This window comes from Mesorhizobium sp. B2-4-19, assembly GCF_006441315.1.
GTDB lineage: Bacteria > Pseudomonadota > Alphaproteobacteria > Rhizobiales > Rhizobiaceae > Mesorhizobium.
The window spans coordinates 24,478-37,261 of record NZ_VFUV01000020.1 but is presented as its reverse complement, the minus strand read 5'-3'; the positions used below and the strand labels follow the sequence as shown (position 1 = coordinate 37,261).

At 65.1% G+C, this 12,784-nt stretch carries 15 protein-coding genes; 10 read left to right on the top strand and 5 right to left on the bottom strand.

All coding sequences use genetic code 11. The features are described 5' to 3' along the window. Positions 1–73 precede the first annotated feature (73 nt). Entirely contained in the window at positions 74–2,806 is a 2,733-nt protein-coding gene (secA, locus tag FJ546_RS26285) for a preprotein translocase subunit SecA (protein ID WP_140891978.1), read from the bottom strand. Between the two features lie 262 nt (positions 2,807–3,068). Here secA and FJ546_RS26280 point away from each other — a divergent pair, with 262 nt between their 5' ends. Next, the gene (locus tag FJ546_RS26280; protein ID WP_140891977.1) at positions 3,069–3,971 is read left to right on the top strand and encodes a peptidylprolyl isomerase; all 903 of its coding nucleotides are present in this window, start codon (positions 3,069–3,071) and stop codon (positions 3,969–3,971) included. Between the two features lie 66 nt (positions 3,972–4,037). Here the strand turns inward: FJ546_RS26280 and FJ546_RS26275 are convergent, their stop codons facing one another. Both FJ546_RS26275 and FJ546_RS26270 read right to left on the bottom strand, forming a co-directional pair. Next, positions 4,038–4,637: a TetR/AcrR family transcriptional regulator gene (locus tag FJ546_RS26275; RefSeq protein WP_140891976.1), complete on the bottom strand. Its 600-nt coding sequence runs from the start codon at positions 4,635–4,637 to the stop codon at positions 4,038–4,040. A 326-nt stretch (positions 4,638–4,963) separates the two neighbouring features. Next, on the bottom strand, positions 4,964–5,353 hold the full coding sequence (locus tag FJ546_RS26270; protein WP_246686976.1) for a hypothetical protein: 390 nt from the start codon (positions 5,351–5,353) through the stop codon (positions 4,964–4,966). 314 nt (positions 5,354–5,667) lie between these two features. Between FJ546_RS26270 and argJ the strand changes: the two genes are divergently transcribed. The 5 genes from argJ to FJ546_RS26245 all read left to right on the top strand — a co-directional run bounded on the left by argJ (position 5,668) and on the right by FJ546_RS26245 (position 8,928). Beyond that, entirely contained in the window at positions 5,668–6,909 is a 1,242-nt protein-coding gene (gene argJ / locus FJ546_RS26265) for a bifunctional glutamate N-acetyltransferase/amino-acid acetyltransferase ArgJ (RefSeq protein WP_140891975.1), read from the top strand. A 29-nt stretch (positions 6,910–6,938) separates the two neighbouring features. After that, positions 6,939–7,691, top strand: a complete 753-nt coding sequence (locus FJ546_RS26260; protein ID WP_140891974.1) for a GNAT family N-acetyltransferase — start codon at positions 6,939–6,941, stop codon at positions 7,689–7,691. Between the two features lie 8 nt (positions 7,692–7,699). Then, positions 7,700–8,122: a (deoxy)nucleoside triphosphate pyrophosphohydrolase gene (locus FJ546_RS26255; protein ID WP_140891973.1), complete on the top strand. Its 423-nt coding sequence runs from the start codon at positions 7,700–7,702 to the stop codon at positions 8,120–8,122. Between the two features lie 201 nt (positions 8,123–8,323). Further along, a complete protein-coding gene (locus FJ546_RS26250) occupies positions 8,324–8,641 on the top strand; it encodes a hypothetical protein (RefSeq protein WP_140891972.1) in 318 nt (105 codons plus the stop codon). 107 nt (positions 8,642–8,748) lie between these two features. Beyond that, the gene (locus FJ546_RS26245) at positions 8,749–8,928 is read left to right on the top strand and encodes a Flp family type IVb pilin (protein WP_140891971.1); all 180 of its coding nucleotides are present in this window, start codon (positions 8,749–8,751) and stop codon (positions 8,926–8,928) included. A 24-nt stretch (positions 8,929–8,952) separates the two neighbouring features. Here FJ546_RS26245 and FJ546_RS26240 read toward each other — a convergent pair whose 3' ends face one another. Continuing rightward, positions 8,953–9,825 carry a methyltransferase domain-containing protein gene (locus tag FJ546_RS26240; RefSeq protein WP_140891970.1) on the bottom strand — a complete coding sequence of 291 codons (873 nt, stop codon included), beginning with the start codon at positions 9,823–9,825 and terminating at the stop codon, positions 8,953–8,955. 65 nt (positions 9,826–9,890) lie between these two features. Here FJ546_RS26240 and FJ546_RS26235 point away from each other — a divergent pair, with 65 nt between their 5' ends. The 4 genes from FJ546_RS26235 to FJ546_RS26220 are packed head-to-tail and all read left to right on the top strand — an operon-like array spanning position 9,891 to position 12,286. Beyond that, a complete protein-coding gene (locus tag FJ546_RS26235; RefSeq protein ID WP_095772302.1) occupies positions 9,891–10,691 on the top strand; it encodes a ComF family protein in 801 nt (266 codons plus the stop codon). A 26-nt stretch (positions 10,692–10,717) separates the two neighbouring features. After that, a complete protein-coding gene (gene grxC / locus FJ546_RS26230; RefSeq protein WP_140891969.1) occupies positions 10,718–10,987 on the top strand; it encodes a glutaredoxin 3 in 270 nt (89 codons plus the stop codon). 10 nt (positions 10,988–10,997) lie between these two features. After that, positions 10,998–11,864: a carbon-nitrogen hydrolase family protein gene (locus FJ546_RS26225; RefSeq protein ID WP_140891968.1), complete on the top strand. Its 867-nt coding sequence runs from the start codon at positions 10,998–11,000 to the stop codon at positions 11,862–11,864. Further along, on the top strand, positions 11,861–12,286 hold the full coding sequence (locus FJ546_RS26220) for a DUF1178 family protein (protein WP_032931815.1): 426 nt from the start codon (positions 11,861–11,863) through the stop codon (positions 12,284–12,286). Before FJ546_RS26225 ends, FJ546_RS26220 begins: the two co-directional genes overlap by 4 nt. A gap of 4 nt (positions 12,287–12,290) precedes the next feature. Here the strand turns inward: FJ546_RS26220 and FJ546_RS26215 are convergent, their stop codons facing one another. Continuing rightward, on the bottom strand, positions 12,291–12,776 hold the full coding sequence (locus tag FJ546_RS26215) for a MarR family transcriptional regulator (protein WP_140891967.1): 486 nt from the start codon (positions 12,774–12,776) through the stop codon (positions 12,291–12,293). Between the last annotated feature and the right edge of the window lie 8 nt (positions 12,777–12,784).

Below are 12,784 nucleotides of genomic sequence, written 5' to 3'. Positions count from 1 at the left end.
AGCTCAGCGCCGCCCCTCATCCGCGCTTCGGGCACCTTCTCCCCGTAGTGACGCGGAGAAGGAAGAGGCGTCCTTACGCAAACGCGCCGTGGCAGTGCTTGTATTTCTTGCCGGAACCGCAGGGGCAGGCTTCGTTGCGGCCGACCTTGCCCCAGGTCGCCTGATTGTTCGGGTCGCGGTCCTCGGGGGCGACGACCGCGCTCTGCTCCTGGCGCACCAGGAGGGCGGTTTCGCCGCCTTCGAAATCGTTCTCGCCGGTGCTGCCGTCAATATGCGTGCCGAACATGTCGGGCGCTTCCGGCGGCGGGGCTTCGGCGGCCTGGCGGACCAGCTCGACGCGCATCAGCTGCGCGGTGACGGCCTGGCGCAGATTGCCCAGCATCGCCTGGAACAGCTCGAACGCCTCGCCCTTGTACTCCTGCAGCGGGTCGCGCTGGGCGTAGCCGCGGAAGCCGACGACCGAGCGCAGGTGGTCGAGGTTGACGATGTGCTCGCGCCACAGATGGTCGAGCGTCTGCAGCACCACGGAGCGTTCGACATAGTTCATCACCTCGGGGCCGAAGCGATCGGCGCGTTCCTTGGCGGCGGCGTCGGCGGCAGCCGTGATGCGCTCGCGGATGTCGTCCTCGGCGATGCCCTCTTCCTTGGCCCAGTCCTCGACCGGCAGGTCGAGATTGAGGAATTCGGCGACCTCGGCCTTCAGGCCGGCGACATCCCACTGTTCGGCATAGGCGTTTTCGGGGATGGCCTTGGCGACGATCTCGTCGATGACGCCCTCGCGCATCTCGGCGATGGTTTCCGAGAGGCCTTCGCCGTCCATCAGCTCGATGCGCTGCTCGAACACCACCTTGCGCTGGTCGTTGGAGACGTCGTCATACTTCAACAGGTTCTTGCGGATGTCGAAATTGCGCGCTTCGACCTTCTTCTGCGCCTTTTCCAGCGCCTTGTTGATCCAGGGATGGATGATCGCCTCGTCTTCCTTGAGGCCGAGCTTCTGCAGCATGCCGTCCATGCGCTCGGAGCCGAAGATGCGCATCAAATCGTCCTGCAGCGACAGGAAGAATTTCGAACGGCCTGGATCGCCCTGACGGCCGGAACGGCCGCGCAACTGATTGTCGATGCGGCGCGATTCATGGCGTTCGGTGGCGAGCACGTAGAGGCCGCCGGCGGCCAGCGCCTTTTCCTTCAGGCGCTCGACGTCGGTAATGATTTCCTGTTCGCGGGCCTCGCGCTCGGGACCTTCCGGCATGTCGCCCAGTTCGTCGGCGATGCGCATCTCGGCATTGCCGCCGAGCTTGATGTCGGTGCCGCGGCCGGCCATGTTGGTGGCGATGGTGATGGCGCCGGGCTTGCCGGCCTGGGCGACGATGGCCGCCTCGCGCTCGTGGTGGCGGGCGTTCAGCACCTCGAAATCCTTGAAACCTTCCTTGCGCAGGCGGTCCGCCAGCTGCTCGGATTTCTCGATCGAGGTGGTGCCGACCAGTGTCGGCTGGCCCTTGGCGCTGGCCTCGCGGATCTCCTTGACGATCGCCTTGTACTTCTCCTCGACCGTCCGGTAGACCTCGTCGTCCTCGTCCTTGCGGATGACCGGCAGATTGGTCGGGATCTCGGTGACTTCGAGACCGTAAATGTTGCCGAATTCCTCGGCCTCGGTGAGCGCCGTGCCGGTCATGCCGGACAGCTTCTTGTAGAGGCGGAAGTAGTTCTGGAAGGTGACGGATGCGAGCGTCTGGTTCTCCGGCTGGATCGCCACATGCTCCTTGGCTTCCAGCGCCTGGTGCAGGCCTTCCGAATAGCGGCGGCCGGGCATCATGCGGCCGGTGAACTCGTCGATGATGACGATCTCGCCGTTGCGCACGATGTAGTCCTTGTCGCGCTGGAACAGCCGGTGCGCCTTCAGCGCGTTGTTGACGTGGTGGACGATGGCGACGTTCTCGACGTCATAGAGCGACTCGCCCTTCAGCAGGCCGGCATCGCGCAGCAGGTTCTCCAGCTTCTCGGTGCCTTCCTCGGTGAAGATCGAGGTCTTCTGCTTCTCGTCGATCTCATAATCCTGCGGCTGCAGCTGGATGATGAAGGTGTCGATGGTGTTGTACATTTCCGAGCGGTCCTCGAGCGGACCGGAAATGATCAGCGGCGTGCGCGCCTCGTCGACCAGGATGGAATCGACTTCGTCGACGATCGCGTAATTATGGCCGCGCTGCACCATCTGGGCGCGCTCGTACTTCATGTTGTCGCGCAGATAGTCGAAGCCGAGCTCGTTGTTGGTGGCGTAGGTGACGTCGGACGCGTAGGCGACGCGACGCTCCTCGTCGGACAGGCCGTGGACGATGACGCCGACCGAGAGGCCGAGGAATTTGTAGACGCGGCCCATCCATTCGGAGTCGCGGGTGGCGAGATAGTCGTTGACGGTGACGACATGGACGCCGTTGCCGGCGAGCGCATTGAGGTAGACCGGCAGTGTCGCGACCAGGGTCTTGCCCTCGCCGGTGCGCATCTCGGCGATGCCGCCATTGTGCAGCACCATGCCGCCGATCAGCTGGACGTCGAAGGGACGCATGCCGAGCACGCGGCGCGCCGCCTCGCGCGCGGTGGCGAAGGCCGGGACCAGAAGGTCGTCAAGGCTGGCGCCATTGGCGATGTCCTGGCGGAATTTTTCCGTACGCCCCGCGAGTTCGGCGTCGGACAGCGCCCGCATCTCGTTTTCCATGGCGTTGATCGCCTCGACACGGGGCCGGGTCGATTTGACCCGACGGTCGTTGGAGGAACCGAAAACCTTACGGGCGAGACCGCCGAGACTGACCATCCAATGGTCCTTTCGATAGAATTCTCAATCTTGAGACAGGCGCCGGCCGGCCCCATCAAATCCGCGTGATCGCACCGCCTGAATACGGGCAAACACAAAAAGCGCCCGGAAAACGGTTCTGGACGCAAAGTCGTTGGACAGATAAGAGGGGGCTCAACTGATGTCAACGCCGCGCTGGCCCTGCCGGTCGCGCCAAATTCCGCCACAATCTGGCTGATCTGGAAGCCATCCCTTCTTACAATCCTCCACCGGAGTCATCCTTATGCCCTTGTTGTTCCGCCGTGCGTCGCTTGCCAGCCTTGGCCTGGCCTTCGGCCTGTCGGCTCTTTGCCTGTCGCCCGTCATGGCGCAGGAGGCCGCTCCTGCCGCTCCTGCGGCGGCGCCGGTCGACCCGAATGCCGTGGTCGCCACGATCAATGGCCAGCCCCTGACCGAAGCCGACCTGGTGCTTGCCGAGGGCGAGCTGTCGCAGCAATTCGCGCAGCTGCCGCCCGAACAGCGCCGCGCGGCTGCCCTTTCGGCCGCCATCGAGATCCGCGTCATGGCCGCCAAGGCCGTCACCGACGGCCTCGACAAGGATCCCGACTTCCAGCGCCGCATGGCCTTCCTGCAGCAGCGCGCGCTGCATGGCGAAATGGTCGAGAAGGGCGTCGTCAACAAGGTCACCGACGCCGAGATCCGCGCCCGCTACGACCAGGAAATCGCCAACACGCCGCCGGTCAACGAAGTGCATGCCCGTCACATCCTCGTGAAGACGAAGGAAGAGGCCGAGGCGATCATCAAGCAGCTCGACGGCGGCGCCGACTTCCAGAAGCTCGCCAACGAGCACACCAGCGATCCCTCGGGCAAGTCCAATGGCGGCGATCTCGGCTGGTTCGGGCCTGGCCAGATGGTGCCGGAGTTCGACAAGGCGGCCTTCGCGCTCGACGTCGGCAAATACACCAAGGAGCCGGTGCAGTCGCAGTTCGGCTGGCACGTCATCAAGCTTGAGGACAAGCGCGCCAAGCAGCCGCCGGCCTTCGACGACGTCAAGGACCAGGCCAAGCAGGCGGTCATCCGCGACAAGTATTTCGCGCTGGTCAAGTCGTTGCGCGCCGGCGCCAAGGTCGAGATCCCCGACGCCAAGCTGAAGCAGGCCGTCGATACGATGGAAGCCGGCAAGTAAGCCTGATTGAGTTTTCAAAAGGGCGCGGCAGCCAAGGGTTGCCGCGCCCTTTTTTGTTGGCCGCTATCATCTGCCTGATGCCGCTATGCCTTGCAGGAGATAGTGGACCATCTTGCGTATCGTTGCCTCGGGCTCGTCGAGCCGGTTGGTCAGGAGATGCCGCCAGGCGTAGGAAGCGATGAGATCGGCGACCACGCCCGCATCGATATCGCCGGCGATATCGCCCCGCGCCTTGGCGCGCTCGATGATCTGGCCGGTGTGGGTGCGGCGCGCCCCGGCATAGCCGGCCAGGGCCGCCGCCGCGGTTTCATCCGATTGCGCCTCGGCGATCAGCGACCGGAAGACGCTGCCCGACGAAGTCTCGCGCCAGTGCGCAAACAGATTGACCAGGAAGCCGACGAGATCCTCCTCCAGGCTTCCCGTATCGGGAATGTCGACGCGCTTCTGGCGCTGGTAGACTTCGAGCAGCAGTGCCGCCTTGCTCGGCCACCAGCGATAGATGGTCGGCTTGCCGGCACGGGCGCGGCGCGCCACCGCCTCGATCGAGAAGCCGGCATAGCCGGCCTCGATCAGCACGGCTTCGGCAGCCTCCAGAATGGCTTCGGCGCTGTCGGGATTGCGCCTGGCGCCAATCGATTTGCGTGCCGGATCGGCGATTTCGCCCATTCCTGTCATCCTCGCCAACAATTCGCCGGCACTATACGTGACCAGGCGATCAAACGAAACGGCCCGTTTTCAAGCTGCCGGCGGCAGTGGCGGCAGGCAACGAATCCGGGTTAACGAGGTTCCCTCGGACCCTTCGCCGGCGCGTTGCTTGACGAAGCACCAAAAAGCAAAAACCCGCCTGGGCGGCGGGCCACTGGCGCAAATCAGCACCATCGACAAATTTGTAGCATAGCTGCCCTAACCGGGTCAAGAAAAAATTCCTATCGACATGAAGCGCGACCGGCACAAGAGCCGCCGACACCGCTGGATTGGCCGCCGGCCGATGTCTATTGCATCGCTTGCGATGTCTCGGATTCGATGCGCCAGCCACCATCGGCCTTGACCAGCCCGAGCGTGACGCGCGCCTTGCCGGTCAGCCGTGCCGCCGACTTGTCCTTCGGCACATAGTCGTAGCGCATGGCAAAGGCGGCGTCGGCGCGGTCCTCGCCATGCGGCGTGATCTCCAGGCTGCCGGGTTCCAGCCCGAGCGACCACGAGGCCCATTGCGCGAACCAGTCGGTCTTCAGCTTGACGATGGCATCGGCGTCGTAGCGTGTGCCGAAAATGGTGGCCGACGCGCCGTAGATCCGCTTGACCGTTTCTGCCATCGTCTTGGTGTCGGGCGTCAGACAATCCCGGCGCAGGAAGTGTTCGATCGAAGCCTTGTCGTCACCCACGGAGCGCCCAAGTGCGGCGACCTGTGGAGCCGGCGCCGGCTCGGCCCGTCGCCAATGACGAGTGCAACGCGCCGCGCCGGCTCAGCGCCGGCGCTCAGCAGCAACAGTCCCAGAGATGCCCAAGCGAGGATCGCGAGCCTGCCCATGGGGCGCAATCATAGCAACACAGGGCCCGGCGACGCCAACAGATTTGAAATGCAGGCTTAATCCGGCGTGGTTCGCCGCCCAGGCAGGCGCGGCGAAAACGCCCTTGCGCCCACGCGCCGTATCGGGCAAACCGGCCTTCCCTTGCGATTTTCCCGCCCGAGGTCCCCATGTCCACGACGATTTCGCCGCTCGCGCCGAAGAAGTACCCCAAGATGCCTGTCATTGAAGGGGTGCGCATCGCCACCGCCGAAGCGGGGATAAAGTACAAGAACCGCACCGACCTGCTGGCCATGGTGTTCGATGCCGGCACCGCGGTCGCCGGCGTGTTCACCAGGTCGAAATGCCCCTCGGCGCCGGTCGATTTCTGCCGCCAGAACCTTGCCGCCGGCAAGGCGCGGGTGCTGGTCGTCAATTCCGGCAATGCCAATGCCTTCACCGGCAGGAAGGGCCGCGAATCCACCGCGCTGACCGGCGAGGCGGCGGCAAAGGCTGCCGGCTGCACCGCAGGGGAGGTCTTCCTGGCCTCGACCGGTGTCATCGGCGAGCCGCTCGACACGACCAAGTTCAGCCATCTGCTCGCCGGACTGGTCAGTGATGGCAAGCCCGACCTGTGGACCGAGGCGGCGAAGGCCATCATGACCACGGACACCTATCCGAAAGTGGCGACGCAGACCGTCAAGCTTGGCGATGCCGAGGTCACCATCAACGGCATCTCCAAAGGCGCCGGCATGATCGCCCCCGACATGGCGACGATGCTGTCCTTCATCGCCACCGACGCGCCGATCGCGGCCCCCGTGCTGCAGGATCTGCTGTCGCGCGGCACGGCCAAGACCTTCAACGCGGTGACCGTCGACAGCGACACCTCGACCAGCGACACGCTGCTGATCTTCGCCACCGGCAAGGCGGCGAAGCGCGGTGCGCCCGAAATCACCGACCCGAAAGACGTACGGCTCGGTCAGTTCCGCCGGGCGCTCGGCAAGGTGCTGAAGTCGCTGGCGCTGCAGGTGGTGCGCGACGGCGAGGGCGCCCGCAAGCAGGTCGAAGTCACCGTCACCGGCGCGAAATCGGCCCGCTCGGCCAAGCGCATCGCGCTGTCGATCGCCAATTCGCCGCTGGTCAAGACGGCGGTCGCCGGCGAGGACGCCAATTGGGGCCGTGTCGTCATGGCCGTCGGCAAGGCCGGCGAGCCCGCCGACCGCGACCGGCTGTCGATCTGGTTCGGCGATATCAGGCTGGCGCATGAGGGCGAGCGCGATACGGCCTATTCGGAAGAAGAGACCTCGGCCTACATGAAGCGCGACGATATCCGCATCCGTGCCGATATCGGCATCGGCCGCGGCAAGGCGACGGTGTGGACCTGCGACCTCACCAAGGAATATGTCGCCATCAACGGCGATTATCGGAGCTGACGGTTTTGGCTTCCAGGCATCCGGCAAGCATGCTTGCGATCGTGCGCCGCTACGAGGCGGCCGGCTTTCGCGCCTGGCCGGCGGCCGCCGTCCATTATGACGGCACCTGGGTGGTGCGGCTCACCGCCGGCCATCCGGCCAAGCGGCTGAATTCGGTCAACCCGCTCGATCCCGGCGATATCCAGCACATAGCCGACCGCATCGGCCGCGCCAGCCGCCGTTTCGACGCCTATGGAAGGCCGCTGACGTTCCGCATGTCGCCGCTGTCGGGTCCCGATCTTGCCGGCCATCTCGACAAGGAGGGCTGGAGCCGGTTCGACGAATCGCTGGTCATGAGGCTGCCGCTGGCCGACGCCCAGCTCGATGCCGCCATGGACCAGATTCCGCTCAAGGACATCAGCCGCTTCATCGGCGCGTTGCTCAAGGTCAGTGGCTCGGATGTTTCGCTGCGGCCCGGCCTGTCGGAGATCATCGGCGCCATCCAGCCCGAGGCCGGGCTGTTCGCACTGGAAGATGGGGCAGAGGCGCTGGCGACGTTGATCTGCGTGCATGACGGCGATCTCGCCGGCCTTTTCGAAGTCGCCACAGACAAGGCGGCGCGCAACAAGGGTCATGGCCGCAACCTGATCCGGTCGGCGCTGAAATGGGCGCGGCTGCGCGGCGCGCGGGAGGCCTGGCTGCAGGTCGAGGCCGGCAATGTGCCGGCGCTGGCGCTCTATCGGTCGCTCGGCTTCGAGGAAGTCTATCGCTACCATTATCGCCGGCCGCCCGGTCATGAGTGACGTCGGGCATGAATGATCCGTTCAATACCGGCAAGCGCCTGCTCCTGGTCGCGGCCTGCGCGCTGGTCGATACCGACGGCCGCGTGCTGCTCGCGCAGCGGCCCGAGGGCAAGCAGCTTGCCGGCCTGTGGGAATTTCCCGGCGGCAAGGTCGAGCCCGACGAGACGCCGGAACAATGCATCATCCGCGAATTGCACGAGGAGATCGGCATCGAGACCGAAATCCCGTGCCTGGCGCCGCTTACCTTCGCCAGCCATTCCTATGACGGCTTCCATCTGTTGATGCCGCTGTTTGTCTGCCGCCGCTTCCGCGGCATTGCCCAGCCCCGGGAAGGGCAGGCGCTGAAATGGGTACGGCCAAAGCAGATGCGTGATTATCCGATGCCGCCGGCCGACGCGCCGCTGATTCCGTTCCTGATCGATCTGCTCTGAGGATTTGTCTTGACGCAATTCCCAAGGGAAAGCGCTCCGAGCCTTTCCAGGGAAAGGCGCTTCACGTTTCCTGGAATTGCTCTGAGGAGCGGGCCACCGCCCATATCAGCCAGCGTTAATAGAAGATTTATCTCATCATGAAAAATTGATGCATGGCCGTGTCGTCGCGGCCGCGTCGCGGATTGGCTGGGGAGCGATAGGATGAGCCTGGACAGGGATTGGGATTCGATCCGGCCCGACCGCGGCTTTCGTGCCGCCGATGCGGGCATGGGCATCCTGCGCGTGACACTGCTGTTCGGCTCGGCCGCTGTGGCGCTGGCGCTGATCGCGACCCCATACCTCGACAGCCAGACGCGCTCGCAATCGGCACGCGATGATTTTCCCGGTGGTCTCGACATGACGGCCACCGGCTCGATCAACCATCGCACCACCTATACGGTGCGCCGCAGCGTGCTGCAGGCGCAGCCCGATTCGGTCTGCATTATCGGCTCCGATGGCAGAACCAGCGGCGACTGCTGACATGGTTGGAATTTGCAAGAGGTGGCGGTTTCACCGCCTGTTAAGGCTTTGCCGTTAACCTTTCTTAACAGGTCGGCGGTAAGGTCCTCGGCGAGGGGATCGAGGTGATGAAACCAGTGCTGCTGCATTTTCTGAAAGACGAAACCGGCGCCACGGCGGTCGAATATGGCTTGATCATCGCTGTGTTGTCGCTGACCATCGTCGCCGGCATCAGTCAGGTGTTCAACTCGATCACCTGGCTGTTCAGCGACAATGGCAGCCGGCTCGCGAACGCGTTCGCACCCTGATCTGGCTGTCCGCGGCTGACCCGATCATTGCCCGTCCGGGGCTTCCAGTATCGTCTTCAGCGAGACTTTGGCTGAACCCGGCTTCAGCGGTTTCTGCTGCGATGCATCGGGCGCCCAGCCCGACATCCAGACCATCGAGAAACTTGCCCGGATCCGGCCGTCGGCGTCGGAAAACCGCTCGGCATAGATTTCCGCGGCACGCGCAAACAGTCCGCGTGTGCCCGGCCGCCGGCTGCGATCGGTGAGGGCGCTGGTTTCGCCCATGGCGCGCAGATCGGCCATCAAGGCAAACAAATTGGCATAACGCACCGTCACGGTCTCGACATCGGCGACCGGCAGGGCAAGACCGGCGCGCTGCAGCAGCGCACCGGCGTCGCGCACGTCGGTGAAGGGGATGACGCGGGGGCTGGCGCCGCCGTAAAGCTCGGTCTCGGCGGCAAGCAGGCTCTCACGCAACTCGCCGAGCGTGCCGGCGCCGGCGAAGGCGCCGAGAAAGAGCCCGTCCGGCCGCAGCGCGCGGCGGATCTGGATCAGCATGCCGGGAATGTCATTCATCGCCTGTAGCGACAGAAGCGATACCGCCAGATCGAGGCTTGCCGGCTCGAACGGCACGGTTTCCAGCGGCGCGACCAGGCCGACGCCACCCATCAGGAAGACGGCGTCCGTCTCGACGCGGACGATCTCCGCCACCTTGCCGCTCGCGGCGAGCACATCGGCCGCGGCCGGCGTCTGGCAAAACAGCACCGCCGCCTTGCCGAACCGCCGCTCGACGGCACCCAGCCGCTCGGCAAGGTCCTCGGCGGCACGGTTCATCAGGAAATCGGCGCCGTCGACAGGATGGCTGAGCGCGCGCCGCTTGTGCGCCAGCCACAAAGAGGTATCCATAATAGCCTGCAACGGGTGGATCCTTGTTTGTCCACGCCCTGATATACTTGGTACACTCGGTGCGGAGAACCAACCACGTGGCCGATCCGATGCCAGAGATCAAGTCCATCGGGATCAGGAACCTCGCCCGATCGGCCCTGGGCTGGCCGGCGCGCATGCTGTTTCCGCCGGTCTGTGCCGGTTGCCGCCGGCATGTCTCGCAGCCGGGCGTGCTGTGCGGCGCCTGCTGGCCGAAGCTGCGGCTCTTGGAACGGCCCTGGTGCCCGGTGATGGGCACGCCGTTCACCCACCATATGGGCGAGGGTTTTCTGTCGGCCGAGGCGATCGCGGATCCACCGCCCTTCGAGCGGGCGCGGGCAGCCGTCGCCTATTCCGGCGTTGCCCGCCAGATGGTGCAAGGGCTGAAATACCAGGATCGCACCGATCTGGCGCCTTGGATGGCGCGCTGGATGGTGCGCGCAGGCGCCGATCTCATCGCCGAGGCCGATGTGGTGGTGCCGGTGCCGCTGCACTGGCGGCGTTTTTTCCGGCGGCGCTTCAACCAGTCGGCGGAACTGGCGCGTGCGGTTTGCGAGCTCAGCGGCCTGTCTTTCGCGCCTTCCGCCATGCGGCGCGTGAAACTCACCCGCCAGCAGGTCGGGCTGGAGCGGCAGGAGCGCGAGGAGAATGTGCGAGCCGCCTTCCGCGTGCCTGCCGAGGCGGAGATCGAGATCGCCGGCCGCAGGGTGCTTCTGATCGATGACGTCTACACCACGGGCGCCACCGTGCGCGCAGCCACCAAGGCGCTGAAAAAGGGAGGTGCCGCCGCCGTCGACGTGCTGACCTTCGCGCGTGTGCTGCCGGGGGACTTCCGGGCGGACGAGTCCGTGACTATATAAGTCGGCAACGGAAGCGGAAATTCGTCATGGTCGATGTCACGATCTATACGCGCATGATGTGCGGCTACTGCACGGCGGCCAAGCGGCTGCTGGAGCGCAAGGGCGTCGCCTATACCGAGCATGACGCCTCGTTTTCGCCGGAGCTGCGCCAGGAGATGATCTCGCGCGCGCACGGCCGAACGACCTTTCCGCAGATCTTCATCGGCGACACGCATGTCGGCGGCTGCGACGATCTCCACGAGCTGGAGGCCGAAGGCCGGCTGAACAAGCTGCTCGCCAATGGCGCGACGATTTGAGGGTATGACGATGGGTGTTTTCAAGGCTGCGGCGGTCCAGATGCGTTCCGGTGAAAGCCCCGAGCGCAATGCGGTCGATCTCGACCGGCTGGTGCGGGAGGCGGCCGGTCAGGGCGCGACCTATATCCAGACGCCGGAAATGACCGGGGCGCTGATCCGCGACAAGCAGGCGCGCGCCGCCTCCTTCACCTCGGAGGACAAGGACATCATCGTCGCGACTGGGCGCGGACTGGCGCGCGAACTCGGCGTCTTCCTGCATATCGGCTCCACCGCCATCCTGCGCGCCGACGGCAAGCTCGCCAACCGGGCGCTGTTGTTCGGTCCGGACGGCGCGACGCTCGCCACCTATGACAAGATCCACATGTTCGATGTCGACCTCGACAATGGCGAAAGCTGGCGCGAATCCGCGGCCTACGAACCTGGCACCGAGGCCGTCGTCACCGAGGTAGCGGGCGCGAAGCTAGGCTTTGCGGTCTGCTACGACGTGCGTTTCCCGCAACTGTTCCGCACCGAGGCGCTGGCTGGCGCCGATGTTTTGACCGTGCCCGCCGCCTTCACCCGCCAGACCGGCGAGGCGCACTGGCATGTGCTGCTCAGGGCCCGTGCCATCGAGAACGGCGCCTTTGTCGTTGCCGCCGCGCAAGGCGGCCTGCACGAGGACGGCCGCGAGACGTTTGGGCATTCGCTGATCGTCGATCCCTGGGGGCGCATCATCGCCGAAGCCGCGCATGACGAGCCGGCGGTGATCGTCGCCGAGATCGACCCGGCGCAGTCACTTGCGGCGCGCAAGAAGATTCCCAATTTGAAGAATGCGCGGGATTTCACCATCAATGCCGGCGCGGCGGATGCGCCCCGACTCAGGGGTGCTGCCTCTTGATCCGCTTTTCCCTGATCTGCGAGAACGAGCACGAGTTCGAGGGCTGGTTCCGCAGCAATGACGATTTCGACACCCAGAAGAAGCGCGGCTTTGTCGATTGCCCGAGCTGCGGCTCGCACAAGGTAGAGAAGGCCCTGATGGCGCCCGCCGTTTCCACGGCGCGCAAGCAGGAGACCATAGCGCTCGCCATGGGCGAGGCGCAGAAGCAGGCCCTGGCGCAACTCAAGGCGATGGCCGAGAAGGTGCGCGAGAATGCCGACTATGTCGGCGACAAATTCGCCGAGGAAGCGCGAAAAATCCATTTCGGCGAGACCGACCCGCGCGGCATCTATGGCGAGGCGACGCTGGAAGAGGCCAAGGGGCTGGCCGAGGATGGCGTCGATTTCATGCCGATCCCGGTGTTTCCGGACGACCGCAACTGAAGGTTCAGCTCACGCTGCCTATCAATTTCTCAAGCAGGTGCGAGAGCGCTTCCCGTTCCGCAGGCGTCAGGCCCGCGAGGATCTCGTGCTCATTGGCGACGTGGGCGGTCAGGGCCTCGTCGATCAAGGCGAGACCCTTCTCGGTAAGCCGCACGACGATGCCGCGCCGGTCGTTGGGGTGCGGGCCACGCAGGATCAATCCGGCCTTTTCCAATCGGTCGAGCCGGTTGGTCATGGCCCCCGATGTCACCATGGTCGCTTCGTAGAGATCTGTCGGCGTCAGCGCGTAAGGTGAGCCTGAGCGGCGCAGCGTCGCCAGCACGTCGAACTCGCCGGCTTGCAATCCGAATTGCGCAAACAGCGGGGCCAGGCGATCACGCGCGATCAACGACGAGGCTTCGTTCAATCGCCCGAGCACGCCCATCGGCGAGACATCAAGGTCCGGCCGTTCCCGCTTCCACTGCTCGATCGCTTTCGCCGCGCGATCCATCTGTCTCA